Source organism: Bdellovibrio bacteriovorus HD100 (assembly GCF_000196175.1).
In the GTDB taxonomy this organism is placed as follows: Bacteria; Bdellovibrionota; Bdellovibrionia; order Bdellovibrionales; family Bdellovibrionaceae; genus Bdellovibrio; species Bdellovibrio bacteriovorus.
Window position 1 is genome coordinate 2,433,960 of sequence record NC_005363.1, and the last position, 24,776, is coordinate 2,458,735.

A 24,776-nucleotide genomic window follows, 5' to 3' on the forward strand; every position below is an offset into this window, starting at 1 on the left:
TTTACTTATTCAATGCTGTCGATCCAGTCAGCCACGGCCTGCGCCTCTGCTGAAGACATAGAGCCGGACGTCGGCATATTGCGCGGCCCCGGACCCACCGTCGCACCCGTCAGACGGTAGTAAAGTTTTGATCCCGCAAGATCCTTGGCCTTTACAAGACCACGGGAAAGCGCTTTGGTCTCTGTCAAGTTGCGGAAGTCCCCGTATGACGAGCTGTTATGGCAGCTCAGGCACTTCGCATCGATGACGGCTTTGGCCGCCAGGAATTTTGGATTCTCTTCCACGACTTCCTTGCCTTCGTTGATCAACGCCGGATCAAAGATCACGTTTTCAATCAGATTGTTGGTGGCCACATAGCGGGACATCACATTCAGTTCGCCTTTGGTCAGCGCCAGACCGTCCGTGGCAGAGCCGCCATAGACGACATACTCATAGATCTGACCGCCGGTTCCACCCGTCGCCACACTTTTCACGGTGAAAGCAAAATCTCCGGGAGTTCCGGTCTTTTGAATTTCAGCTGTCTGAACAACCCCATTCACCTGCAGGCTCATCTCGGTGGGTTTCACACCAAAGCCTGCCGCAATCACCATCTTACTGCCTGTGGATGGCAGATTCACTTCCATAAAAGAGATGTTGCTTGCATCCGGTGCTGCGCGCACCACGCGGATCTTACCCGCAGCGATATTGATGTAAGCATCCTCTTGATTGGCCCCCGCAGACACTGAAAAAACTTTCCCCGTCATGCTGGTATCCAGCGCCACCACAAACGACAGTTGATCCGCCATGAAAAGGGCTTTGTTGACATAGGAAGGATTGCCGGGTTTGGACCAGAAAGAAAGTTCGCTGGAGGACAAAAGTTTTGGCAGGGACTTCTGATCAAGTGCCTCGCGGGAATCAAAGATCCCCTGTTCGTAAAGAACCTGATCCTGCAAAGCAAAGTCGCTGCAGTTCTGGAACCCCAGAATCATCGCCAACCCCGCACTGCCGACCGCAACGGTCTTTAAAACCCCTAACTTCATTCGAACTCCCCCAAAAACATACAGAACTCTTATCGGCACCAAACACGCAGAACCCAAGCCTTCCGTGTTTGGTTCCCTGTCTCAATCTGAGACTATTGTGGCATTTGCAGATCCACCCATTTCTGCACGATGGCTTTCATGGAGGACGACATCAGACCACTGCGCGGCATCGGAGCATTCGCATCGTTGATACGACGAATGATTGCCGCTGACTTGGCCTTGGAAGCTGCATAATTGCTTAGGTCCAGGCCCCCGTCAGCCCCTGCACCTGAGTGACAGCTCAAACACTGAGTTTTGAACACATTCACTTTGGAATCATTTCCCACCAGCATCGCGTAAGTCACGTTTGCCGGAGCCTCATCCACCGGCACCACCACGTTCGTGCCCGTACCACAAGTCGCCGTTGACTCGGCTTTTTCTATGGATGTGAACTGCAATGCAAACTTGTCTGTTGTTTTGGTTGTGTTCATCACCAGAAGCTGGGCATTCCCCACTGGCGCCAAGGCCAGCGGCGTCCCTGGGCACACCACTGCATTGATATTGCGGTAAACAGTGGCCGAATCCAGCATCTTGTCATTCACATAGAAGAACAGACCTTTCACCCGGTACTTGGCCGTGCCGGAAGTGATAGAAATTGTCGGGCTGCGGGCCGCATAGCCCACTTCACTGCCGCTGACTTTCGCGACCTGGAATTCCACGGACATTTTCAAAGGGAAGGTCGCAGCTTTGGCTGGCATGTCCGCCGCCGTGCTGTAGTTCCATTCGATCTTGGTCCATGTTGCCGGGTTGGCTTTGCTGTTCACAATCGTCGCGTTCGTTTTGTTGGCGGTCACAACGGATTTATCCACACCATCATCACCTTTGCAGGAAAGGAAGGCGGACTGAGCCGCGGCCCATTCCTGTTTCAGACTGGCGATCGCCCCATTGTGATGAGTGCCTGTGTAGGGCGGATTGTGCGCCGGATTCACAGCATTATCAGAAATCGAAGTGTAACCCTTGTCTTTGAAGACCTGATAGGACATCAGCGAGTTCTTCGAAGCAAAGGCCGGCGCTTCGTGTTCACCGTTATGGCAGCCTGCGCAGTTGTTTTTCAGGAAGACGTAATAGCCGGAGCCGAACTTGGCATAGAGCTGATCTTCACACAGGTCCCCTGTGCTCTGCTCACCCTCTTCGGTCTCGCCCTCATCGGATCCACCCACCAAATCGGAGCTGCCCTGGTTGACCAGCTTCACCGTTTGTGTGTCGATCTGAAAACCCTCGCCCAGACTCTGAGCGCAGTTTTGGAATGCCAAGACCAGGATCAGTCCCCCGGACACAGCCCCCAGAACCTTCAAAGATTGAAGTTTCTTCATTCGCTTCCCCTTAAGCTACGTGAAGTTTAACAACTTTTTCAACATCGTCCGCCTGCAAGGTGGCCGGTGCCAGTTGTTTGAACATCCCCATCTTGTAATTCAAATTCAGATAGTTCGCCAGAATTGCCGCCGCCACATAGTCCGGACGGGAACCCACCAGCGTGGAAGTATCCACACTCTGATCCGTCAGATAGTGACCGATTTGAGTCCCGCTGGAAGTCACTTTGCCTCTTGGATCAAAGGCAATGATGAATTGCAGTGATGACGAATAGTCACTGGACCAGATACTGGATGAAGTGTCAGACACTTCGGAAGAACAGGCGCCGTCAGTGGTAACCATAATGAACAATTGCTTGTTCATCTGGCTGGCAAGCTCCAGCATGTTGCCGATCTGAACTCCCGCCGCGAAGTCTTTGGCATCCGCCGCAGTTCGCACACCCGGCGAGTGATAATCATAACCACCCAGAGTAATACGGCCATGAGCGATATTGCCGTTCAATGCATTATAAACCACGCCCGCCGTCACCGCCGTGGCGTTGTTGGCAGCCGTCGCTGTATTGATTTTGTAAACATTCTGCACGATGGTGTCTTTGCGAGGATCCACCCCCGTAGCGCCACCTGCCGCAATAATATCCCCGGACTTCACACCGGCCTCTTGCAAAGCCAGTTTCAATCCGTCATTTTTTGAGTTCAGTTTGGCCACCTGGGATTTCGTCATCTTGGAAACAAACGACGCCAGGGTTCTTTTTTGTTTGGCATTCAAAATGCCATTGTCAGCCAAAACACTGGAATAGTTCAAAGCACCGAACATGTTATCCAGGCTCGCCAGCTCCAGAGAGGAGTTTGGCGAAGAAAACACGGGACGGATATTTTCAGCCCCTGCGCCCTGATGCACACCCGGCAAAACTTTGCCGACAAGGCCTGCTCTTTCCAGCGGACCGGAAAGATCATAGAACGGGCGAAGAGCCGCCTGACCGTTGGTGTCGTTGGCAGTGTCTGTGCAAAGAGCCACAAGACGTGCTTTACCCAGAGTCGCAGTGCTGGCAACGGATTTAATGCCTTTGTGCAGTTGGGAACTGGAAGCAAAGTCCGCCCCCATCACTTTCTCTGTGGCAAAGCCGGCTTTGCCCAGGCCCAGTTTGGTGTAAGCTCCCAAAAGACTGCCGCCCTTGTCTTTTACGACAAAGTTCCCGTGCAGGGCCGCCCCGCCACTCAGGCTTAAAGTCACAAATGGGATCATCGGGTCGCCTTCGGCCGCCACGGCTTTGCTTCCCATGGTCAAAATAGAAGTCACCGCCCCTGGCACCGCGACACGGGCTGCGAAGGACAAAACTCCGGTTTCAAGCAATTCCCGTCGTGAAAGCTTCAGGCTGGACAGGTCGGTTTTTTCATCCAGGACTTTTTGCAGTTTATCGTTTTTCATATTCCCCCCAAATCCCCGTTGTCCGTTACAGAAGGTAAGATTCCGGCACGGACAACATGCCTGAACAGATAAAGACGGCCAGTTTGTCAGACTCTGTCGCTTTCCCCAAAGCGGCTGAATCCAAAGTGCTGTAGTACTCATCCACAGCTTGTGTGATGAAGGCTAGCTCTTCACTGGATGGCTTGCGCATCCAAAAGCGGTCGATCATCAGAATGTACGTGTTGATAGCGCCCATTTTTCCATAAGTGCCGGGACCTTTCGCAAAATCCAGATACTTAAAGATGTCACGAGGGCCCTTTTTTTCTTTATTCACGGCCTGCTGACAAACCACGCCCGCCAGCGAAGTCGTGGCGATAATACTTGGTGAATTCACCAGAGTCAGATCATTCTGAGGAACCAGCAGATTGCGGCGATAATTGATCTCGGCATTCACAGTTCCCATATTGATGTCGGTGCTTTTCAGATTCAACAGCGACATCATGGACTCCAGCGTTTGTTTCGCATCCACCGGCGCCCCATCTATATCCGACTGGGTTTTGTTGCTCACACTGCTGTTGCTGCCATCGACGCTGCCCCCGTTTAAGGTGACCTCTTCAAGGCTGGCAAAGTCAGTCTGCTGAGCACAGTTCTGAAAGGACATTGTCACAAACAGGAAAGAGAAGCTCACGCCAATCACTGCGCCAATTTTTTTCTTAGCATTCATGGTCTACTCCTCTTTCACCACGCCACAGACCGGGTCCAGGGCGACTTCAGTATAAAGACTTTTCAAATTATAATTCACGGCTTCAAAGCGGTCGCCCAGACGAACCAGCGTCGAGTACTGCGTGGACTCCAGCTTTTTCAGGCACACACTTTCATAAACGCGTTTGGCCATACACTGGGAAAAACGACGGCTCTGTGAAAGCATTTTACCAAAATCCTTCACGCCCTGACCGCCACCGGCATTGCCACCTCTCCAGCCGAAGAAAGTGGACTTACTGCCCAATACCGCGTTGTTGACGAAGTTATCGCTGTTCACCACGAAACCATACGGGTAACTGCCCTTGTTCATTTTTGCCGCCACCCCGGTGCTTGAATCAAACACATTGCGTGGGAACAGGCGAAGCTCTTCCCGGGCTTCCAGATAAGGAGTCACCAGATTGATATTGGCCGGACGACCTTTGTTGATCAGCTTGCCCAACAAGCGGGTTCTTTCAGCCTCGGAGGCTCCCGAAAGGCTGGACTCATAGTGAATATACATCAAAGACATTTCTCTTTTATTGTCCAGGTTGCAGATCAGGAAACGTCTTTCACGCTCCTGGTCAGTGATATTGGCGGTGCCGAAATGATTCACACACGTTGTCGTGTACATGTTCTTGTATTCATCAGTGGTGCGCTTCGCCTTGATGTCAGCCAGAACGCTGGCTTTTTTTGCACTGAAGTCCGCGGCAATTGCATTGGCAACCGCCGGATCACGAATCGTGTCCAATGTGCCCATCAATGTACCGCGGGCCGTGGCCTCTGCGGTCCCGCGTTTGATCAAATACGCCAGACGGGTCGTAAACCAGGTGGAATTTTCCTGTCTGTTCACCAGATCCGGAAGAATGTCTGCCGTTACTTTGGCAATATAGTTGGTATTATAGGTGTTGTAGTCAGCCTGAATGCCATGCTGATTGAAGAAGTCCCCGTTCATCTGGGAATATGTGCCGGTCGCGCCACCCGTGGTGAAGTTAGTGTAGTCCATCTTCGCAAAGGCACCACGCATACCATCCATCACGGAATGGCAGCTCTTACAGCTGGTCAGATATTTGTTGTGATCCCCCGCCGGGAAACGTTCCACGTCACGGCCCACGTATTGGTCAGAAGCAGATGAATCTGCCGCTTCCGCCATGGACACACACAGGAACTGTTTCAAAGAAAACTCAACGGCACGACGGTTGGTACCACCGCTCAGGTTTCTTTCTGCAAAGGTGCGGGTCGTAAACACACCGGCTGGTTCAGGATTGTTGTCCAGGCTGACCATCTCATAGCTCTTCTCTGACTGCAGATACGGCGTGCTCCACGCAGACTTCACCATCTTTTGGCGCGGCTGCTGAACCAAGGCTGTCTGCAGGTTCATATAAGAAGTTTCAACAGGCGTGTAATTGGCCTGATTGAACATACGGGTTCTTTGATCAGTCTCGTTGGGAACACCTTTAACATCATAAAAATAATCGGCCGTCAGAATGTCCCGGAAATCCTTGCCATCACGAACCACACCGACGATCAACGCCGAGAAATCGTTGAAGGGAACTTTCACGGATTCATCTTTATTTGAAAGCTTCAGGGACAGATTTTTGATCTGCACATTCAAAAAGTCTGAAGTGCCGGTAATATAGTTCGCAGCACCGCGGGTGTCCCCTTTTGCAATCAGCTCCGCCACTTGCTTAAGCTCGGGCTTGGTGGACGACACCTTAACGCCGGTCATTCTCTCATAGAGTTTCTTGGCCTTGAGCATGTCTGACTCTGCCGCATGAGCGTTTACAATAGAAAACGCTGACGCCACGACAACAAGATATTTGTAGCCCCTCATACTCAATTCCCCCTTGAGTGATTACATTATCGTCTAATTTGGGAAAAATTGTGATGCTCCGGCAGAAAATAATCGTTCGACAATCCCTGTAGAAGACATTGACGACGAATCAGAGAGAGACACTTTTACCGTCTGTCCACATGTAAGTACCTGACAACAGGAATTCAGAATCCCCGGTTGAGACATTTTCCTGCCCCGGGAATGTGAAAACTAACTGTTCCCCACGGGAAAAAAAACTGCTTCCTGGTTCCGCGAGTGCTTCAAGCCGAGACACAGACGCTGTGAACCCGCGTTTTTCAGAGATTTATTCCGCATTTAGCCCCCCGTCCCTGCCGACTTGGGGAACATCTTTTCCTTTAGTTCCGTTTCAAATTGTCGATAAAGTCATTATGAGATTTTTGCTTGCAACACTATTGATATCATCTTTGGTTTCACCAGCTTGGGCACTTAAAACAGTTGTCGTCAAAGGCGATCGCGCCTTGATTGACCTGGAAGGCGAAGACCTTCAAGTGGGTGACAAACTCGGGGCCCGCAATGCCGAAGGCAAGGCTCGCGCTCTGCTCGAGGTAAAGCAAATCAAAAATGGCAAAGCCGTCGCGGCCGTCCTGAAAGGGCAAATGAGTGCGGATCTGACTGTTGCAAAAATCGGCGGCAGCAAAGCGGCCGCCCCTGCCAAAGCCGCCCCGGAAAAAGCGGGCAAAAGTAAATCCTCCTGGGGTGTGACTGCAGGTTATGCCATGAACAACATGACCGTAAAACCCAGCGCCAGCTCTTCGGTGGCTTTGAGTGGCAGCAGCATCAATGCTTCCGCCTTCTATCAGATGCCGCTGGATGGAAACATCAGCGCCCGCATTCTGGGTGGTTATGAAACCCTGAGTGCCAAAGGCAGCTCGTCCACCGTCAGCTGCTCCGGCTCTGATTGCACAGTGGATATCAGCTATCTGGGTGTTGAAGCCCTGGTTCGTTATTCATATCTTCGCAGCACCAAGTTTGATGCCTGGGTGGGCGGTGGTCTGGGCTTCCTTTTCGCTATTGGCAAATCCAGTAACGTTCTGGATACCAGCAAAATCAGCACGAACCAAACCATCGTGGGGTCTTTGGGTCTGGATTATCATCTGGATCGCAAAAGCTTCATCCCGGTCCAGCTGGACTATGCCATGTTCCCGGACAACAACACATCTTCAGCAAATCAGATCATCCTCCGGGCTGGATGGGGCTGGCAGTTCTAATGAAGAAGGTCTTCTTTTCTTTGATCGCCTTCATTGCGGTGTCGGCCTACTATAAAGACAAAGAAGGCCAGGCCGACTTTGCCTCCACCAGCCGCACTTTCACTCCAATCAAACTTCCTGCCCTGCCAAAGAGTGGTTTGAACAACTTCAACACCGCTGCAGAAGCCTACAATTTTCAGGAGTCCCAGCACGAAAGAAACGTCTTTCACTGGACGCCGGGCTTTCCCGTCTATATTCCAACTTTTGACAGCCAAAACCGCCCTTACCTGCGCCAGCATGAGCGCAGTCAGACGACCGCTCTGACCAGCGGTTTTGTCCGCTATGATGGTGGCGGCTGGACGGAACTGTCCCTGGGAACTGACTTTTTAAAAGATCTCCTCCCGAAATCCAACATTGAAGAGTTGACCCGCGCCAATCGCCAGGACCTTTTGTGGGATCCAAAAATGGCGGTCTTTGACCGGGACGACATCATGTACACGCCTTTGCGTATCAAAGATGGCAGCAAGAAAAACTATGTGGTGGCCTATTCCAAAGACTACGGTCGCAGCTGGAAAGCATTGAGCCTTCTCACTGAAACGACTTTGCCTGAATGGTATGACCTGGAAAGACCCGCATCCGTCGAGCCTCTGCCCGGTCCTCCGGCGTTTTTATACTATCAAGCCACGGGCAAAGCCCCAGGGTATGAAAGCGGCTTTGAGTACTGGCAAGGCACTGTCGGCAAATTGACTTTCCAGACCACCCGATTTGACAACGGAGAGCTGGTCAAGGACCTGCCTTTGGTACTTTCTGAAAGTGCGCAGCCCATCGGCTATCGCAGTGGCAGCGGCGTGAAAATCCTGCGCTCCAAAGACAAGTACTTTATCACCTGGCTGGAAGCGACACTGGATCACAAGATGGAAAAAAACGAGCGGGGCCGTGTGACAAACTCCAGGCCTGACAAGGCTGGCAATCCCTACTCTGCCATCTGGATTGCGGAAGTTGACATTAGAACCCGCAACTTTAAAAAAACCGAGATTCTGAAAACCTGGCCTTTGAACGACAGTCACAACCAGCCGGCTATTGTGCGCAGTCAGGATGGAACTTTGCATGTGATCGGGGGCGCACATGGTGCCCACTTCACTTACACACGCAGCTTAAAACCTGAATCTATCGACAGCTGGAGTCCCGCCGAGTATGTCAACACCACCGACAGCGGTTACTCGGCCAACTTCAACATTCCGGGTGTTAAAGGCGGCAGTCAGACTTACGTGTCTTTGGTGATTGACCCGCAAAACCGCCTGCATCTGGCTTACCGCCTGTGGGCCCATGACAAGTCGGTTTTCGATTTTGAGTATTTCGGGGCCCTGGCTTATCAAAGTGCCGAACCTGATAGCGGTGGAAAAAACTGGAAATGGTCAGAGCCAAAGATTCTGGTATATCCGAACGCTCAAGAATACACGCACTACTATCAGGTGCTGACGATCGACCGCAAAGGCAGCCTGTATCTGGAGTACAGTCAGATGCGGCCCTATGCACCTTACTATTTTAAATCACCCGGTGGCGAGGCCATCAACACTTCCCCCATGCTGAATTCAGCCCTGCTGAAATCCGAGGATCAGGGGAAAAACTGGTTCCTGGTCGTTGATAAGGATTTCAAATAAAAAAAGCTCCCGAACGGGAGCTTTTTATCTTTCAGACTTTTTAAATCTGAACTATTTGATGGACATCAACAGTGCAGATGTTTCAGCGATCCATGGTGTATACGCATCCACACGGCTGAAGATCGACATCATGAAGCAGTCTGGAGTCAAAGGAATCGGCAAAGAGTCACCACGGCTGGCAACACCCATCAGATAAAGACGTCCGTCTTTCTGAACATAGGCAGGACCACCGGAATCCCCGCTGCAGATACCTTTACGAATGGACTGATCCAGCATAATTTCGGTAGTGCCGTACAGGGAGCGTTTCACCTTCAATTCAGTCGTGCGCAAAGTACCGGCACCTTTTTTAACACCCCAAGCCCAGTTCAAACCAAAACCTGCCACCACAACAGTGGAACCCTTTTGCAACTGATTAAAGTCTGTGTACAAAGGAGCTGGAGCATATCCTGCTGGCAGTGCACCTTCAAATCGAACCAACGCCACGTCGGCCGTGTCTTCCACACGTTCAGGATTGTAGTCCTTATGCTGAAGAGCTTTCACCGTCTTACGAACCTTTGCAGGATCAAGCCCCTTCATTTCCTGACCGAAGAAAACAATCAGCTTGTCAGAGTTCGGATCCACGCAGTGAGCTGCCGTCAGAACCAACTGCGGAGCAATCAAAGTCCCCGAGCACAAAGCACCGGCTTTTTCGTCGTAAAGACCGACTGTAGAGCGAGCGATAATATCGTTGGCAGAAACCTTATCGCCACCAATAACATCCTGACCTTGCGCCTGAATTTGAGCGGCATTTTGATCCGCACAGGCTGCCAACATCGCCGCAGAAACCATCATCAAAGAAATCTTTTTGAGCATTTGAGCACTCCTTTAAAAGCGCTCCCCTTCTATCAAAAAAAGCCCCGCAGTGCCTCCTATTAAAAGTGTTCCCAGATGTTTTTACCCTACCGTCCTGATTTTTGACAATTTTGCGCCCACCGCCACTCCCACAACAGCCCAGATCGCAATGGCTCGCCAACGGCGATGGTCCCCGCTTTGAAGTATTTCAATCCGTTCAAAGGTTTACACTCCAAAGGATAAGAAAATGAAAATGACTAAGATTGCAGTGCTTTGTCTGATGTTCGGCTCTTCCCTGTCCCAGGCGGCGGGACTTGATGTCTCCCAACTTCAAAACTGCCTGCATCAGGAACAGTCCCTTTACAGCTCCCAGCATCCCCTGAAAGCCCAGTACCTGCTTCAGGAAGTGGAAGGCTCTGTCCGTGATCTTATTCTGACGGCCTCTTCGCACAAAGAACACACCGCCGCCGTGCAAGAGATCCTGAGAACATCTGCCTCTTGTGCTGAGGCCCGCACGCGCGCTTTGAGCTTCTCCAGAACCCAGGATCTGGCGGCGCTGCCGATGCTGCAAGCCCTGGTCGATACCAAAAAATCCAATCTGGAAGAACTGAAACTTTGGGATGCCGAAGCCCGCAAGGCTTTGAAAGAGGCCTCTTACGTTCAAGCCGAAAGTTCTTTCCAGGCGGACCGCCACCCGTCTCTGGCATTGTTCATGGCCTCGGGTGAAACGACTTCCATCCTGGAAGGTCAGTTTGAACTGGCCGCTGACAGCACAATGAAAACCGCACTGGCAGCTTTGGCGGGTGCGGATTCCAACGCCGATCTTCTGGAGGCTCGATTGTCTGAAAGAATCCGCGCTGAAGCAGAACAAAAAATGGAAAAGGCCCTGGCATTGAGCGCGGGCCTGCTTAAATAGATCCAAGGCGCCGTGAAAAGGCGCCTGTATCAATTTTGGACACCGGCCGAAGCTTCTGCCCCCTATAGATTGCTTCTGAGGGTGTCTCAAATTGGAACCTGTTTTGCAAATGGTTGCAGAGGCTGAGGCCGAAAGGCCCGTAAACATGAGGACGGAAAAAAATGGCACGTAGGTTTCATACATCCAAGATGCTGATCCCACTTCTGCTGACCTTGCAGAGTCTGAATGCCTATGCGATTACGGATGCCAATCCGCAGATTGCAAACAAGCATCTGATGCCCAATGCCGTGCGTGTGCAAATCACCCAGCGCGGGATGAAATACTTCGACAATCGCCTGAGCGACATCCTGGGCAATTTGGGAGTGAAGCTGGATGAAGGTTACTTCCCGGCGATGAGCTACACCGCTGAAAAGCCAATCAACATGGACGACTTCATGGATGCCAATCCTGAGATGGTGAAGATGTACCAGCAGGTGCGCGGCCTTCTGACTCAGTGGCTGGTGGGCTTCTCCATGAACGATCACCAACCGACTATTGAAATCGGCGAATCAGGTTACGTGGCAAAGTTTTCGCGTTTTGGTCTGGTGACAGACGAACTTCTGATGGAAGCTCTGGGTAAACGTGATGGGGCTATCCTTGCGATTGAACTTGAGGTCAAAAAACTGACGATCTCCACCCAATCCGTGGTGGCGTGGGATACTCAAAATGAATTCCTGGGTAAAGCCGGCTTTGAAGATGTGACTTTGCAGGCCGCCGATGAGGAAATGCCTCTGAAAATCCGTCTGCCTTTTTACCTGCGCATGAACGCCATGGGCGGACTGGAATTTGAAGCTCTGGAAATTTCCAACAACTTTGACTCCATCCCCCTGGGGCTGAAGTACGGTCGTCTGATCGTTCCGCAATTTGCAGTGGAAGTGAACGGCAAGAAGTTCTATGTGAATAATGCGGAACTCGAAAAGCTGTTCCAAGCCCAGGCACCAATGATTCTTGAAAAAGTTCGCGGAAGCATCGGCGACTTTGCCCGCACTCAGTTGCCGGCAATGCTGAATCAGAAAGCCAAAGAGTTCCTTGGTGGATCTTTGGAGCAGGTTCAGGATATGGCGGCTCCGGGCCAGGAACCGACGGACACCCGCCCGGCCTTCAAATGGGGCTTGCAGCTGCAGAACCTGAATCTTAAAAAATCCCTGAACGTGGATCTGACCACCTACGTGGAAGACCCGGTCAACAGTCGCAGCGCTCCGGTGAAGTCTCACGCCTCCCGTGGGGCTCCGACATTCAATGCTGTGGCTCAGGAAAACTATGACATCGGTCTGAGCGTGGACCGCGCCCTGATCAACCGCGTTTTGCAGTTGGCCTTTGAGCGCAGAAACTTCGAACAGATCAAACAATCTGATGGTTCCGTTTTGAAACTGGTCGCGACGCCTTTGATCGACTATGTAAAAACTCCAGCCGGTGTGGCGGTGAAGCCTACAGAAACCTTCGTTAAATTGAGAGTTTCAGTCGAAATTCAGCCCGGCAGCATGTTCCTGAAAAAGACCATCGTTGTCGACTTCGATATCATTGCAAAATTGCGCCAATTGAGTGATAAGACCGGCATGCAGATGCTGTTGCACTCCATCGACACAGACAGCCTGTACTTGGATGACAAGTACATCTCTGTGGCTGGCAAGCTCTTCAAGGGCAAAGTCCGCGAAGGAGTGAAGGACGAGCTGAAAAAGCGCAGTGCAAACTGGGCCACAACGGAAGAATCTCTTCCGGGTGGGCTGCCACTGCCACCGCAGATTTTGGGAATTAAACTGGATATCAATCGTGTGATGATGGATCCAAATGGTCACCTGATCATGTATCTGGATTACGCGAAAACAGGAGCAAACAAATGAGATCCCTCAAGCTAATTATCATCAATGCTTTGACTCTGATCATCGGCCTGGGCCTTATGAGTGGTTCGGTGTCGCAAAGAAGTGCAGAAGCCGCACGCTTTGAAACGATCCCCTCCCTTCAGGTCAACAAGCTGGGCAACTATCGTGGTCAGTACCTGACGGTTCTTTACGCTGTCGGTTCCCGTCCATTCATCTCGACAGAGAATTCCTCCATCTCTATTTCCCAGGTGAAAGAGGCGCGCACAGTTTACATTTCTGCGGACTCCATGAGCCTGCCATCCGTACAGGTGGAAAAAGAGGGCTTCCGCCCTTCTTACAACATCGTGGTATTTGTGGTGTCCCCGCAAGCCAACTACAGCTGGGTGAATGCAGATGGTTCCGTGCCTCAGGGCATGACAGCCACAGGCAACCGCCTGAGTTCTTTGATCAACGCCATCAACAAGACAGATGTTGATGGTTTCATTTCGGCTCAGGGCGAAACGGGTACTTTGCAGATCAATCTGGTGAAATAGTTCTGAACTGTAAAATCTGAAAAAGGAAAAAGGCCCTCAAGCAGGGCCTTTTTTATTTTATCCCAAAGTCACAGCCGCCGCCGCCTTCTGCCCGGTTTCAATCGCCCCTTGCAGGGTCCCGGCAAAACGCAGGCTGGTGTGTTCTCCTGCGAACAACAACTGCCCGTTCAATTCCGGTTCGCCAGCAGCCCCGCGGTACTTCATGTACTGACCCGGTTTAAACACCGCCATGGACCCCAGGGACCACTTGCGCTGCTTCCAGTTCACCATCTGATCACGACCGTTGAATTTCGACGGCACTTCGCCATAGAACAAGCCCAGATCTTTCAAGGTGTCTTCGGTGGCAGATGCCCCGGCCTTCAAACCGGCACTGCCCCCGCGCTGCCAGGTCAAAAGCCCCTGAGTCCCCGGTTGCGAACGCCCGGAATCCCAGATCTTTTCACTTGTGAAGTCGCCCGTAAAATTCCCCAGATTCGCTGGCGTGGAACCACTGCGGTTTTTCCAGAACGGAGCTGCAAACGGGATCAATCCCTTGGAATGAGTCGCGTACTCTTGCGTGCGCACGGCCTCTTTTTTCAGGCTGGAGATATCCAGATCCATAAAGCCCTTCACTTCACGCAATTTTGAGAACGGGATGGTGCAAATCACATTGCGTGTGCGGAAGGTTTCCTTGCCTTGGGGCCCCTGGAAGATCAGCTCAAAGGTTTCATTTTCAAAGGACATTTCCACCAAGGCCATGTTCATCTTCACCGAATAGTCCGGAATCACTCCGGCCACACGGGACGCCAGGGTCTGCATCAGATTCGAAAGTCCGCCTTCCATGCGATAAGTCGTGCGGGCGCCCAGCAACGAGCTGCCTTCGGCATCCACGGTGGAAAGGAAGTGCAAAGAGGACTGATCGACGGCATCCAGCCCAAACCGGCTGACGGCCTGCACTTCGATCAACTGACGCAGCACCGGATCCACTTCCGAGGACCAGGACTCCAGCAGGTCTTTCAAAGACAAGGTGTCATAGTAAGCGGCGCGCTCGTACTGAAAGGCGTTTTTGTAACTCAGCACCACGTCCTGATCGCGATACAGATCCAGGCGCACGCGGCGCAGTGGCGTCTGCAAGCTCTTCATTCGCGGCAGCAGGTCTTTCACGCGGTACTGCTTGCCATCAAAGGAAAACAGATGTGCTTCCACATCCGTTGGCGTTTTGATCTCGCGCACAGGCAGATTCAATTCTTTGGCAAGGCTCAGCAGCTGCACATGGGAGTTGTCAAAAAACTCGGCCCCCAGCTCGCCGACGGGACCGGAGTCGCCGAACACGGGAACACTTTGCACGCGGCCCCCCACACGTGAGGACGCCTCAAAGATACGGAAAGGGATTTTCTTCTTTTTCAGTTCAAAAGCCGCCGCCAGGCCCGCCGCGCCAGCGCCCAGAATGACAACTTCACTGCGCAGATCGCGGGCATCCCCCATGAAGAATCGCTCAGCACTGGCGCAGCCGCCCCATGCCAAAGCCGAAGACCCCAAGGCCGAGATTTTTAAAAACTCGCGACGAGTAAAAGAACTTTTTGCCATCAATCCCTCACCTGCATAGAATGGCAACACTTTGAAGCAGAATCAAATCAATCTCACAAATCTCGATAGAATGTTTGATGACCTCGCGGACCATCACTGGGCCGTCGCCAGCGAGGTTTTCTCAGAGGATTTTTGTCTGGCGCTCGCCCAAGAGTGTCAAAATCTGCATTCTGCCGGAGCCTTGAACAAAGCCTCCATCGGTCATTCTGCCACTAAGACCGTGAACGCGGAAATTCGCGGTGATTTCACTCTGTGGTTAGAGCAGGACACGGGCTCCGATTTACAAAAACAATTTCTGGCTCAGCTTGAAGTTCTGCGCCAAAAGCTGAATGAGAATTTTTATTTGGGTCTCCAAAGATTTGAATCTCACTTTGCCCTGTATCCTCCCGGCGGAGGATATGATAAGCATATCGACAACCACCGCGGTTCCGGCGCAAGACGGATCACTTTCATCCTCTACCTCAATGCCCACTGGCAAAAAGGTGACGGAGGAGAACTGAGTTTGTACAGCCCCGAAGATGAAAACCTTCTGTTGGCGCAAGTGCAGCCCCGCCTTGGAACTTTTGTCCTTTTCCGCAGCGATCTCTTTCCCCATCAGGTGGAAAAGAGTCATTCACCCCGGCTCAGTCTGACTGGCTGGTTTAGGAACGACGCATCATGAAGTCACTGTTTGCAGAAGTAGTTTTCACTCGTATTCACGCCCGCATCACCGTTCTGATCTGTTCTTTGGTGGCGGCGGTTCTGGGTTTGATGGGACCCTTCTTTCAGAAGGAATTCATCGACCAGCTGACAGGAGTCGAAAGCAAGCTGCACTTCATCCAGTTTGATCACACCCTGTCCTATATCATCGGCGCTTTCTTCTGCGTCTTGCTGGCCCAGGCCTTCTCGCAGCTGACAAACTTCCTCAGCGTCCGCGAAGCCCTGCACATGCAAAAAGTCTTTGCCAAACGCCTATACAACAAAACCCTGCATCTGCGTGTCGACACCATGAGCGGCCGCCCGGTGGGGGAAATTGTTTCCCTGTACGCCACCGACGTTCAAGGGGCCACTGTGTTTTTGGATCAGACCCTGCCAGCCGGAGCCTCCACACTGTTCCCGCTGATTCTGGCGCCGTTTGCAATATCTTTGTTATTTGATATTCCCCTGTGGCCCACGGTGCTGGTGATGCTGGGGATTTCCTGCTTAAACACTTTCATGGCGTTTCGCCAGTCCAAGTTCTTTTTCAATTTCAAACAACTGGCAGCAGAACGCATTGGCCTTGTGAATGAGTGGATTCAGAACATCCGCACCATCCGCATCTTAAGCTGGACCCATCACTTTGAAAGAAACATTTTCGCCAAGCGAGAGATCGAAACACGCAACCGTGTTTCCATGGTTACCAATGGCCAGATGATGAACTCGATCTCCACTTCCATCACGTTCTTCCTGAATGTGGTGGCACTGGCGACGCTGGTGTTTTACTCCAAACACACGCTGACCAGCGGAGAACTTTTGGCTTTGCTGTGGATTGTGGCCGTGTTCCTGACCCGCCCTTTCCGCCAAATGCCGTGGTTCTTTACCTTTGCCTTTGACTCCTGGACATCCCTTCGCCGCCTGGAAGAGTTCTTCTCGACCCAAAACAATGAAACCAGCCAGACATCACAAGAGCGCCGTCATGCGGAATTGGCCGACAAGTATGCCCTGCAAGTGCGCGGGCTGAATCTGACCGTGGCGCAAAGAAAGATTCTGAAGAATGTGGATCTGGATATCGCCCACGGGGAATTTGTCGCCGTCGTCGGCGAAGTGGGTGCTGGAAAATCCATGCTGCTTTTGTCCCTGCTGAAAGAAACCGGTGCGCACTTTGACTTCTATCACCTGGGTGGCAAAAACGCCCTGAATGTGCCTGTCGATGAGGTTCGTGCGCACTTTGCCTATGTCCCGCAGGAAGGATTTATCATGAACGCCACTTTGCGCGAAAACGTGGCCTTCCTGTACGACATCGAAGCCGAGCGCGACCCGATGGTGGAGGAATCCCTGCGCCTGGCACAGTTTGACCTGGACACCGAGCGGGTGGAAAAAGGTCTGAACACCGAAATCGGAGAACGCGGCGTGAATCTTTCCGGCGGCCAGAAACAGCGTGTGGGACTGGCGCGCGTGCACTATCACGAAGCGCCGATCATGCTGCTGGATGATTGCCTGAGTGCCGTGGACGTCGACACTGAGCAGAAGTTGTTTGAACAGCTTCTGCTGGGAGCGTGGGCGGACCGCACCCGCCTGTTGGTGACTCACCGCCTGAGTGCGCTTCACCGTGTGGACCGCATTCTGTTCATGGAGGACGGTCAGATAATTGACTCGGGCACTTATGAAGAACTGCTGGCGCGCAACGAAAAATTCCGCGAATACACGACGAGCGTTGCCAAAGAAGCCACTGAAAAAGAATCCGCAAAGAAAGCGGAGGTGTCCCATGTCTAGTGCTCCAATCAAAGCCAAATACCTCAGTGATGGCGACTCCAAAAAAGAAGGCGGATACAACAAGTCCATTTTCGAAACACTGAAGTTCGCCTACAGCCCGTTCTTCACCCGTATCATTCTTTGTCTGATCCTGGGGATCACCGGGCGGGGTTTGCTTTTGGCCAACACCAACGTCATCGGCTATTGGGTCGACACCATCGTCGGCAAAGAAAATATTCTGTCGGGATTAAGTTCAGCCCAGCTGATCACATTGCTGGCCGTGATGGCGGTGGCAGGTTTTCTTCTGACCATAACCTTCCGAGTCAGTTTTTCGCGCCTGTCGGCACAGGCCATTTCGTCGTTCTATGATGAAGTGACCCTGCGCACGTCCCGACTGCCGATGAGTTTCTTTGACAACACTCCGGCTGGACGGATCATCACCCGTTTTTCCAGTGACTATGGCAACGTCTTCCGTCTTTTCGGCGGACCCTTGGCCGAATTTATTTCCATCATCTTTGACCTGACCATGATGATCCTTCTGATCACCGTGGCCAACCCGGTGTATCTGATCTTCGTGGTCTTCATCGCCGTTCTGAACTATCTGATTTACAAACTGAATCAGGAAAAGCTGCGCACAGCCCGACGCGAACTGTCTGCCAGCCGTTCGCCAAGTATTGCGCACTTTGCGGAAACCACCCAAGGAGCCAGCACAATCCGCTCGTTCCGCCGTCAGCAGTCTTTCAGCGAACGTTTTGAACGCCTGGACAGCCATTTCCTGACGCAAAAAATGGACACCACAAAAAGTCTGCTGAGCTTTTCTTTGCAGATGAACAGCCTGACCGCGCTGTTGCTTTTGGTGACCGGCGTTTCTGCTTATTTTATGGTTGAAAAAGGCTGGGCTACGGTCGGATCTGTCGGTGTGGCCTTTGCCTTTATTGCGCTTTCGGGCAACACCGTGCAGATGTTTTTTGAATGGTTGACCCAGTTTGAAGAGGCCATGATCGGTGTTGAGCGCCTGGATCAGTACATGCGCATGAACATCGAACAAGGCAGTTTGCTTCCGTCCACCGCCACTTTCGCGACCGGACATCCGACTTATTCTCCAAGTGTTGAAAAGTACCTGTCCACGCGCCGTCTGACCGAAGAACGCAATGCCTCTGTCCAAGTACAGGACGTGTGGTTCCGCTATCGTGAAGACCTGCCGTGGGTTCTTAAAGGTGTCAATTTTGACGTGAAGGCCGGTGAACGCCTGGGCATCGTGGGACGCACGGGCTCTGGAAAGTCCAGCCTGATTCAGGCTCTATTCTATTTGTACCCGATCGACAAAGGCCAGATTGCCATCAACACCCATCTGCCGAAACTGACTGCAGCAACCAATGGTGTGGATCTGAACCTGTACCGCAAATCCATGGCCTTTATTTCCCAGGAGCCGATTCTGTTCCAGGGGACTTTGCGTTTTAATCTGGACATTGATGGCACATTGTCAGAGGAAAAACTGCTTTCTGTTTTGGCTCAGGTGGGTTTGCGCGAATGGGTGCTGGCTCAGCCCGGCGGGCTCGATATGCGCATTGAAGAACGGGGCAAGAATTTGTCTTTGGGCGAGCGCCAGCTGCTGTGCATGGCGCGCTGCCTGCTGCAACAAGCCCCGATTGTCATCATGGACGAGGCCACCAGCTCGGTCGATCCCCAGTCGGAAGAGATCATGGTGCGCGCCACAGAAGAATTCTTCTCTGACCGGACCCAGATCATTATCGCTCACCGTCTGTCGACTCTGGCGAAATGCGATCGAATCTTATGGTTACAGAATGGCGAAATTAAAGCTCTGGGTCCGACATCGGAAGTGCTGCCACGCTTTAAAAATACAGAACTGGTCTAACAATTAGGGTTGCCCCCGCCGATGATAAGGGGTATTTCATCGGGCAAAGTATAAATCTTAAACTGGTGGGGCGACATGGACAGCAACAACAACCAGAACAACATCGAAGTCCAGGATCAAGACTCAGTTCTCAGTCTGTCAGAGAGCTGGTCTGCCCTTAGTCCGGCTGAGCGCCGCAAAAACTTCAAAGATCTGCCCCGCACCGAAGCTGAGGAACTTTTCCTCAGCCTTAAGACCCACGATCAGGCCGAACTTATCGAAGAAGCGACTCATCTTGAAAAAAGATCCTGGATCCGCCTGCTGGCCCCCGATGACGTGGCCGATTTGATTCAGGAAATGGGTGCCGATCACCGTGAAGACATCCTGTCTTTGCTGGACCCGCAAACCAAACGCGAAGTCACCGCCCTGCTGGCTTATGCTGAAGATGCCGCCGGGGGCTTGATGAGCTCCCGATTTGTGCGCCTGCGTCCTGACATGAGCGTGGATGAAGCCATCAGCTACATCCGCATTCAGGCCAAAACCCACGTTGAAACGATTTATTACGCTTACGTGCTGGACTCTGACCAGAAGCTTCTGGGTGTCGTTTCCTTCCGTGAGTTGTTCCAGTCCTCCCCTGAAAAGAAGATCGCCGAGATCATGCATACTGACGTTCTGAAAGTTCCCGTCGAAATGGACCAGGAGCAAATCGGTCGCATCTTCTCGCAACAGGATCTGATGGCCGTCCCGGTTGTTGATGAAAACGGTATCATGAAAGGTATCGTCACGTTCGATGACGTGGCCACCGCCATCCAGGAAGAAGCCACCGAAGATATCCATAAAATCGGGGGTGTTGAATCCCTGGATGCCCCGTACTTGAAGATCTCCATGCTGGAGATGCTAAAAAAACGCGGCGGCTGGCTGCTGATCCTTTTCCTGGGACAAATGTTCACCGCAACGGCCATGGCCTTTTTCGAGGACGAGCTTTCCAAAGCCATGGTTCTGTCGATGTTTATTCCGCTGATTATCAGCTCAGGTGGTAACTCCGGATCCCAGGCTTCGACATTGATCATCCGTGCGATCGCTCTGCGCGAGGTGCGTCTGCGAGACTGGTGGCGCGTCCTTGGCCGAGAAATCATGGCCGGCGCCTGCCTGGGCTTGGTCCTTGGCGCCATCGGTTTTATCCGAATCATGCTGTGGCCGAATCGTGAAACACTTTACACCGTTCACTACATGCATGTCGGCCTGACCGTCGCTGTCAGTGTGGTCGGCGTTGTGTTGTGGGGAACTATTTCCGGATCGATGCTTCCGTTCCTGCTGAAAAAAGCCGGCTTCGACCCTGCTTCGGCCTCGGCCCCGGCCGTCGCGACACTGGTGGACGTCACAGGCCTGGTGATCTACTTCACCGCTGCCTCTTTCTTCCTCACTGGCATCCTCTTCTAAAAATAAAAAAGGGAGTCTTTCGACTCCCTTTTTTTATTTCTTATTTTTCAGCACTCACTAAGTCTTGATTAAACCACTGGTCCAATCGCGGATCATTGCAAGAGTTCCGGTTCGTGCATTTTCGAATGCAACCCCGTAGGCTTTGTTCTCTTCGCACCAGACCACTTGTCCCTGCACCTCGATGACTTCGTGGCCATCCGGGCTTTGGATGCGCATGGTGACGATACCGCCTTTTTCCAGCGCCTGATCGGTATTAAAGGACAAACCACCCTGAGAAATCGTGTTCACAGAACCCACCAGCTCACGGTCACCGACCTGAACGCGGATTTCTGAACTCATCTTGAAGCGATCGTGCTTACGGCGCGCTTTCGGATCACGGGCCCGCAAAACCTGCCACAAGATCAAAGGCACCATCAACAATCCGAACACCACACCCGCAGCCCCACCACCGGACCCACCCTGGCCAGAACCCGGCCCCTGGTTGATCACGGATCTTACAAGACCGCACCCGCCCCCGCCGGCTCCGGCGTCTGAGGCCACAGAGCGCTCGGACAGATAGGACGGCTTATAAGAAGGCTGGGAAGATTGAGCCGAGGCCATGCTTTGTGCCCCGGTCAACAGACTCAAAGCATCGATGCGCGCGCTGGAGGAAACTATGCCGTTCAGGCTGTACACCTGATCAGCCGACTGAATCACCAGTTGTTTCAACTGATAACCGGACAGCCCCGGCGCTTCACGCAAAGCCAAAGCTGCCATGCCTGCCACAAACGGCGCAGCCATACTGGTCCCGGACATCTTCAAAGTCTCGTTGCCCGGAACGGTACTTTCAATATATTCACCCGGACTTCCCAGATGAACTGTGTAGCTGCCATAGTTCGAGAACCCCGAGCGGTCATCCCACTTGGACGTCGAAGCGATGGCAATATTGCTTGGAACATCGTAATTGGCCGGATACATCGGAGCCGAGTCATTGTTGCTTCCATAGTTCCCGGCCGCTGACACCACCAGCACGTGATGGTCATAGGCATAGGTGATCGCATCATGCAGCGAGCGGCTGTAACCCGAACCACCCCACGAGTTGTTGATCACCTTCGCTCCGTTGTTCACGGCATAATAGATGGCCTTAATGGCATTGGCTGTAGAACCGGAGCCCCCGGCCCCCAGGAATTTCAAAGGCATGATCTGAATTTTGGATTCAGCCAAGGGACGTGCAAAGATATTCTGCCCCGCCCCCACAACGATCCCGGCCACGTGAGTTCCGTGGTCATCGTCGTCATAGAAATTTCCGGTGTTGGAGATAAAGTTCCAACCGTTAATATCATCCACAAAACCATTCTGGTCGTCATCGACACCCGGAGTTCCGCTGGCCTCGATCTGGTTGATCCAAAGCGCACCGGTACCACCCGTGCCATTGGCATTGTAAGGCTTGAAAACGTCATGAGCTTTATCAAGCCCCGTATCCACGACAGCCACAATCACTTTGCCATGCTGGGCATCCAGCGCAGTCTGATACCCCCAGGAGTCCGCCACACGCGTGTCCGCCGTGGACTGGGAATAAACAGACGGATTGGAGGACACATAACCAGATGCCACAACCTGTTCATAGGACAGGCGCTCGACAGGCCCGTTGGGCTCCACTTCATTCTTTTTCAAAACAAAATTGGGTTCAATATACTCAATATCCGGGTCGTTTTTCAGGGCCTCAAAGGTGGCCTTTTCATCAACGTCGGACTTCATGGAAACCTGGAAAACTCCCAGCCCCGGAAAGGCGGCTTTGAGGTTGGCCTTCCCCTGCAATTTGGTCTGAGCCAGGCCCGCACCTCCGGAAGAGGCTTTGAACTTGATCAGATATTCCCCAGGAACGGCTTCAGGAGCTGTCTGAGCCCCTGCATTCCACCCTATCAGAACCAAAGATATAAATAGACCTCTTAGAATCGGCGTCACCGGTTCTCCTTTTCCACTCAGTAAACTATTCGGCCGGAAGTCGAGGATGATTTAGACAAATTATTTTTATTCTGCGTCTCAGTGTGAGACACCCTAAGAGCTTGAAGGGATTTGACTTAGCTGATATTTATTTCATGCCGATAGGACAACCAGGAACAGGACATCTAGCTATGAAACAACTTCAGAAGATCTTCTTGCAGGGCCTCGTTACATTTCTGCCCATCGCTCTGACTATATATATTATCTATGCCGGCGTAGCGATCGTGGACAGCTTCCTTGGGGATGCTCTTCGCCAGATTCTTCCCGTTTACATCCCGGGACTGGGCTTCCTGATTACACTTGTCCTGATTCTGCTTTTGGGCCTGCTGCTGAACAACCTTCTGGCTGGCGGCATCTTCCAGAAGCTGGAACAAAAGCTGACCAAAGTTCCTTTCATCAAAGCCATCTACAGCCCCCTGCGTGATCTGATGAATTTGTTTTCAAAGGGCGGCGGTCCGGGTGGTTTGCAGAAGGTTGTTCTGGTCGACATCAGTGAGGGCGAAAACCCGATCCGCGCGATGGGCCTAGTGACCCGTGAAAACTTCAAAGATGTTCCTGCCATTGAACAAAATGCCGGAGATCGCGTCGCCGTTTACATCCCCATGAGCTATGGTTTGGGTGGATTCACACTGATGATTCCAAGAAACCGCATCACCCCACTGGATATGCCAATCGAAAAAGCCATGAGTCTTGCCATCACCGGCTGGGTGAAGGCTGAAAAAAACGAAGGTGAGATCAAGTAATGTCGGATTCATCTGAAAACACCCTGAGCAAAGCCCGCAAAATCAATCAGGACACCAGTCGTTATGGCGTTTTTGCTGAAATCGGTGCCGGCCAGGAGGTCGCCCGTCACTTCTTCCAGGCCGGAAAAGCCTCACAGACCATCGCCAAAACCATCTCTGCCTATGACATGGTTGTCAGCGATGACATCTACGGGAAAGAGCAAAACGGTCGCTATGTGTGTGAACCCCGCCTGAATAAGATGCTGACTCACGAATACGATCTTTTGATCGATCGCCTGAGCGGTCCGCGCGGAGCCACTTCGCGTTTCTTTGCTCTGGCCAATACAGTTGCGACAGCTTCCTCCGGCAGCAACAAACAATCCCATGGCTGGATGGGCGTGCGTTTTCAATCAAATCCGGGTGGACCGGCAAATGATATCATTCTGCACGTACGTATGCTCGATCGCCACCGCCTGCAGCAGCAAGAGGCTTTGGGCATTTTAGGTGTAAACCTGTTGTATTGCGCATTCTATCACCTGGACAAACCAGAGGACTTTATTTCCCGTCTGGCGGAATGCCTTAAAGACGATCAGATCATCATTGATGTGATCAAATTCTCTGGCCCCGAAGTGAAGCACTTTGACGTGCGCTTGATGAATCTGGAGCTGGTTCGCCGTGGTCTGGCCGAAGCGATCTTATTCTCGCCTAAGAACGAAATTCTGAATGTGTCGGACGCCATCTATGGCAAGTCGCTGTTAATTCAGCGAGGGACTTATCGTCCGGTGACAGTGACTCACATGGATGTTCTGAAAAAAGGCCTGGAACAGATCAAGGACGATGTCCTGAAATCCGAGGGCAAGGCCCTGGATGTTCTGCCGATCATGGAACTGACCATGCACAATCTGACCACCGACGGGCATGTCAATGAAAAGGACTTCCTGGAGCGCGTGGAAACTCTGACCAATCAGGGTGTGCATGTTTTGATTTCAAACTTCTTCCTGTTCTATGGCTTGAAGCGCTTTATCCGCCGCTACAACCCCCACTTTATGGCGCTGGTTGTGGGTGCAAGCCACCTGAATAAACTTTTCACCGAAGAGCACTACAGCGATCTGCAAGGCGGCCTGCTGGAAGGTCTGGGCAAATTGCTGGAACAAAAAACAAAATTGTACATCTATCCCCACAAGACGCCGAATCTGTGCCTGACGGCGAAGAGCTTCTTCCCCGCCCCGCACCTGCGCCATGTTTATGCCCATTTCGTTGAAAACAAGCAGATCGTGGATATTTCCGGCTGTGATGAAACCGGCGATTATCTGCATTCAATTGACGTGATGAAAATGATTGAATCCGGAGATGCGAAGTGGGAGCAACTGGTGCCCCCGGGCGTTCGCGATTTGATCAAGTCTAAAAAGCTGTTTGGTTTGAAGTAG

At 52.2% G+C, this 24,776-nt stretch carries 19 protein-coding genes; 11 read left to right on the forward strand and 8 right to left on the reverse strand.

All coding sequences use genetic code 11. The features are described from left to right. Positions 1–5: 5 nt before the first annotated feature. The 5 genes from BD_RS11540 to BD_RS11560 all read right to left on the reverse strand — a co-directional run bounded on the left by BD_RS11540 (position 6) and on the right by BD_RS11560 (position 6,345). Complete coding sequence (locus BD_RS11540) at positions 6–1,019, reverse strand: hypothetical protein (RefSeq protein ID WP_048349756.1); 1,014 nt, start codon at positions 1,017–1,019, stop codon at positions 6–8. 92 nt (positions 1,020–1,111) lie between these two features. Continuing rightward, entirely contained in the window at positions 1,112–2,371 is a 1,260-nt protein-coding gene (locus BD_RS11545; RefSeq protein WP_011164931.1) for a hypothetical protein, read from the reverse strand. Between the two features lie 10 nt (positions 2,372–2,381). Continuing rightward, positions 2,382–3,794 carry a hypothetical protein gene (locus BD_RS11550; RefSeq protein WP_011164932.1) on the reverse strand — a complete coding sequence of 471 codons (1,413 nt, stop codon included), beginning with the start codon at positions 3,792–3,794 and terminating at the stop codon, positions 2,382–2,384. 25 nt (positions 3,795–3,819) lie between these two features. Beyond that, the gene (locus tag BD_RS11555) at positions 3,820–4,497 is read right to left on the reverse strand and encodes a hypothetical protein (protein ID WP_011164933.1); all 678 of its coding nucleotides are present in this window, start codon (positions 4,495–4,497) and stop codon (positions 3,820–3,822) included. A 3-nt stretch (positions 4,498–4,500) separates the two neighbouring features. Then, positions 4,501–6,345, reverse strand: coding sequence for a hypothetical protein (locus BD_RS11560; protein WP_231839159.1), 1,845 nt, complete (start codon positions 6,343–6,345; stop codon positions 4,501–4,503). 389 nt (positions 6,346–6,734) lie between these two features. Between BD_RS11560 and BD_RS11565 the strand changes: the two genes are divergently transcribed. Together BD_RS11565 and BD_RS11570 are read left to right on the forward strand one after the other, a co-directional pair. Then, positions 6,735–7,574 carry an outer membrane beta-barrel protein gene (locus BD_RS11565; protein WP_226988188.1) on the forward strand — a complete coding sequence of 280 codons (840 nt, stop codon included), beginning with the start codon at positions 6,735–6,737 and terminating at the stop codon, positions 7,572–7,574. Beyond that, positions 7,574–9,214, forward strand: coding sequence for a BNR-4 repeat-containing protein (locus tag BD_RS11570; RefSeq protein WP_011164936.1), 1,641 nt, complete (start codon positions 7,574–7,576; stop codon positions 9,212–9,214). The genes BD_RS11565 and BD_RS11570 overlap by 1 nt, the downstream gene beginning before the upstream one ends. 51 nt (positions 9,215–9,265) lie before the next feature. On the opposite strand, the gene BD_RS11575 is transcribed toward BD_RS11570, so the two are convergent. Continuing rightward, positions 9,266–10,066, reverse strand: a complete 801-nt coding sequence (locus BD_RS11575) for a S1 family peptidase (protein ID WP_011164937.1) — start codon at positions 10,064–10,066, stop codon at positions 9,266–9,268. A gap of 226 nt (positions 10,067–10,292) precedes the next feature. On the opposite strand from BD_RS11575, the gene BD_RS11580 reads away from it, so the two are divergent. The 3 genes from BD_RS11580 to BD_RS11590 all read left to right on the forward strand — a co-directional run bounded on the left by BD_RS11580 (position 10,293) and on the right by BD_RS11590 (position 13,353). Beyond that, on the forward strand, positions 10,293–10,961 hold the full coding sequence (locus BD_RS11580) for a hypothetical protein (RefSeq protein WP_011164938.1): 669 nt from the start codon (positions 10,293–10,295) through the stop codon (positions 10,959–10,961). Between the two features lie 161 nt (positions 10,962–11,122). Beyond that, entirely contained in the window at positions 11,123–12,841 is a 1,719-nt protein-coding gene (locus BD_RS11585; RefSeq protein WP_011164939.1) for a DUF2785 domain-containing protein, read from the forward strand. Beyond that, on the forward strand, positions 12,838–13,353 hold the full coding sequence (locus tag BD_RS11590; protein WP_011164940.1) for a hypothetical protein: 516 nt from the start codon (positions 12,838–12,840) through the stop codon (positions 13,351–13,353). Before BD_RS11585 ends, BD_RS11590 begins: the two co-directional genes overlap by 4 nt. A 57-nt stretch (positions 13,354–13,410) precedes the next feature. Here BD_RS11590 and BD_RS11595 read toward each other — a convergent pair whose 3' ends face one another. Beyond that, the gene (locus tag BD_RS11595; RefSeq protein WP_231839160.1) at positions 13,411–14,919 is read right to left on the reverse strand and encodes a flavin monoamine oxidase family protein; all 1,509 of its coding nucleotides are present in this window, start codon (positions 14,917–14,919) and stop codon (positions 13,411–13,413) included. A 31-nt stretch (positions 14,920–14,950) separates the two neighbouring features. Here BD_RS11595 and BD_RS11600 point away from each other — a divergent pair, with 31 nt between their 5' ends. The 4 genes from BD_RS11600 to mgtE all read left to right on the forward strand — a co-directional run bounded on the left by BD_RS11600 (position 14,951) and on the right by mgtE (position 20,644). Beyond that, positions 14,951–15,580, forward strand: coding sequence for a 2OG-Fe(II) oxygenase (locus tag BD_RS11600; RefSeq protein ID WP_011164942.1), 630 nt, complete (start codon positions 14,951–14,953; stop codon positions 15,578–15,580). Next, positions 15,577–17,370: an ABC transporter ATP-binding protein gene (locus BD_RS11605; protein WP_011164943.1), complete on the forward strand. Its 1,794-nt coding sequence runs from the start codon at positions 15,577–15,579 to the stop codon at positions 17,368–17,370. Before BD_RS11600 ends, BD_RS11605 begins: the two co-directional genes overlap by 4 nt. Beyond that, a complete protein-coding gene (locus BD_RS11610) occupies positions 17,363–19,225 on the forward strand; it encodes an ABC transporter ATP-binding protein (RefSeq protein ID WP_011164944.1) in 1,863 nt (620 codons plus the stop codon). The genes BD_RS11605 and BD_RS11610 overlap by 8 nt, the downstream gene beginning before the upstream one ends. Positions 19,226–19,300: 75 nt before the next feature. Continuing rightward, the gene (mgtE, locus tag BD_RS11615; protein WP_011164945.1) at positions 19,301–20,644 is read left to right on the forward strand and encodes a magnesium transporter; all 1,344 of its coding nucleotides are present in this window, start codon (positions 19,301–19,303) and stop codon (positions 20,642–20,644) included. 57 nt (positions 20,645–20,701) lie between these two features. Here the strand turns inward: mgtE and BD_RS11620 are convergent, their stop codons facing one another. Next, positions 20,702–22,588 (reverse strand): S8 family serine peptidase, encoded by a 1,887-nt coding sequence (locus BD_RS11620; protein WP_011164946.1) that lies wholly within the window; start codon positions 22,586–22,588, stop codon positions 20,702–20,704. Positions 22,589–22,758: 170 nt separating this feature from the next. Between BD_RS11620 and BD_RS11625 the strand changes: the two genes are divergently transcribed. Both BD_RS11625 and BD_RS11630 read left to right on the forward strand, forming a co-directional pair. Then, positions 22,759–23,370, forward strand: a complete 612-nt coding sequence (locus BD_RS11625; protein WP_038449775.1) for a DUF502 domain-containing protein — start codon at positions 22,759–22,761, stop codon at positions 23,368–23,370. After that, on the forward strand, positions 23,370–24,776 hold the full coding sequence (locus BD_RS11630; RefSeq protein WP_011164948.1) for a hypothetical protein: 1,407 nt from the start codon (positions 23,370–23,372) through the stop codon (positions 24,774–24,776). Before BD_RS11625 ends, BD_RS11630 begins: the two co-directional genes overlap by 1 nt.

Coding starts and splice junctions, on each gene's coding strand:
- BD_RS11570 (WP_011164936.1), top strand. CDS start 7,574: ATGAAGAAGGTCTTCTTTTCTTTGATCGCCTTCATTGCGGTGTCGGCC.
- BD_RS11540 (WP_048349756.1), bottom strand. CDS start 1,019: ATGAAGTTAGGGGTTTTAAAGACCGTTGCGGTCGGCAGTGCGGGGTTG.
- BD_RS11550 (WP_011164932.1), bottom strand. CDS start 3,794: ATGAAAAACGATAAACTGCAAAAAGTCCTGGATGAAAAAACCGACCTG.
- BD_RS11630 (WP_011164948.1), top strand. CDS start 23,370: ATGTCGGATTCATCTGAAAACACCCTGAGCAAAGCCCGCAAAATCAAT.
- BD_RS11545 (WP_011164931.1), bottom strand. CDS start 2,371: ATGAAGAAACTTCAATCTTTGAAGGTTCTGGGGGCTGTGTCCGGGGGA.
- BD_RS11610 (WP_011164944.1), top strand. CDS start 17,363: ATGTCTAGTGCTCCAATCAAAGCCAAATACCTCAGTGATGGCGACTCC.
- BD_RS11585 (WP_011164939.1), top strand. CDS start 11,123: ATGGCACGTAGGTTTCATACATCCAAGATGCTGATCCCACTTCTGCTG.
- BD_RS11605 (WP_011164943.1), top strand. CDS start 15,577: ATGAAGTCACTGTTTGCAGAAGTAGTTTTCACTCGTATTCACGCCCGC.
- BD_RS11625 (WP_038449775.1), top strand. CDS start 22,759: ATGAAACAACTTCAGAAGATCTTCTTGCAGGGCCTCGTTACATTTCTG.
- BD_RS11595 (WP_231839160.1), bottom strand. CDS start 14,919: ATGGCAAAAAGTTCTTTTACTCGTCGCGAGTTTTTAAAAATCTCGGCC.
- BD_RS11575 (WP_011164937.1), bottom strand. CDS start 10,066: ATGCTCAAAAAGATTTCTTTGATGATGGTTTCTGCGGCGATGTTGGCA.
- BD_RS11565 (WP_226988188.1), top strand. CDS start 6,735: ATGAGATTTTTGCTTGCAACACTATTGATATCATCTTTGGTTTCACCA.
- BD_RS11560 (WP_231839159.1), bottom strand. CDS start 6,345: ATGAGGGGCTACAAATATCTTGTTGTCGTGGCGTCAGCGTTTTCTATT.
- mgtE (WP_011164945.1), top strand. CDS start 19,301: ATGGACAGCAACAACAACCAGAACAACATCGAAGTCCAGGATCAAGAC.
- BD_RS11590 (WP_011164940.1), top strand. CDS start 12,838: ATGAGATCCCTCAAGCTAATTATCATCAATGCTTTGACTCTGATCATC.
- BD_RS11580 (WP_011164938.1), top strand. CDS start 10,293: ATGAAAATGACTAAGATTGCAGTGCTTTGTCTGATGTTCGGCTCTTCC.
- BD_RS11555 (WP_011164933.1), bottom strand. CDS start 4,497: ATGAATGCTAAGAAAAAAATTGGCGCAGTGATTGGCGTGAGCTTCTCT.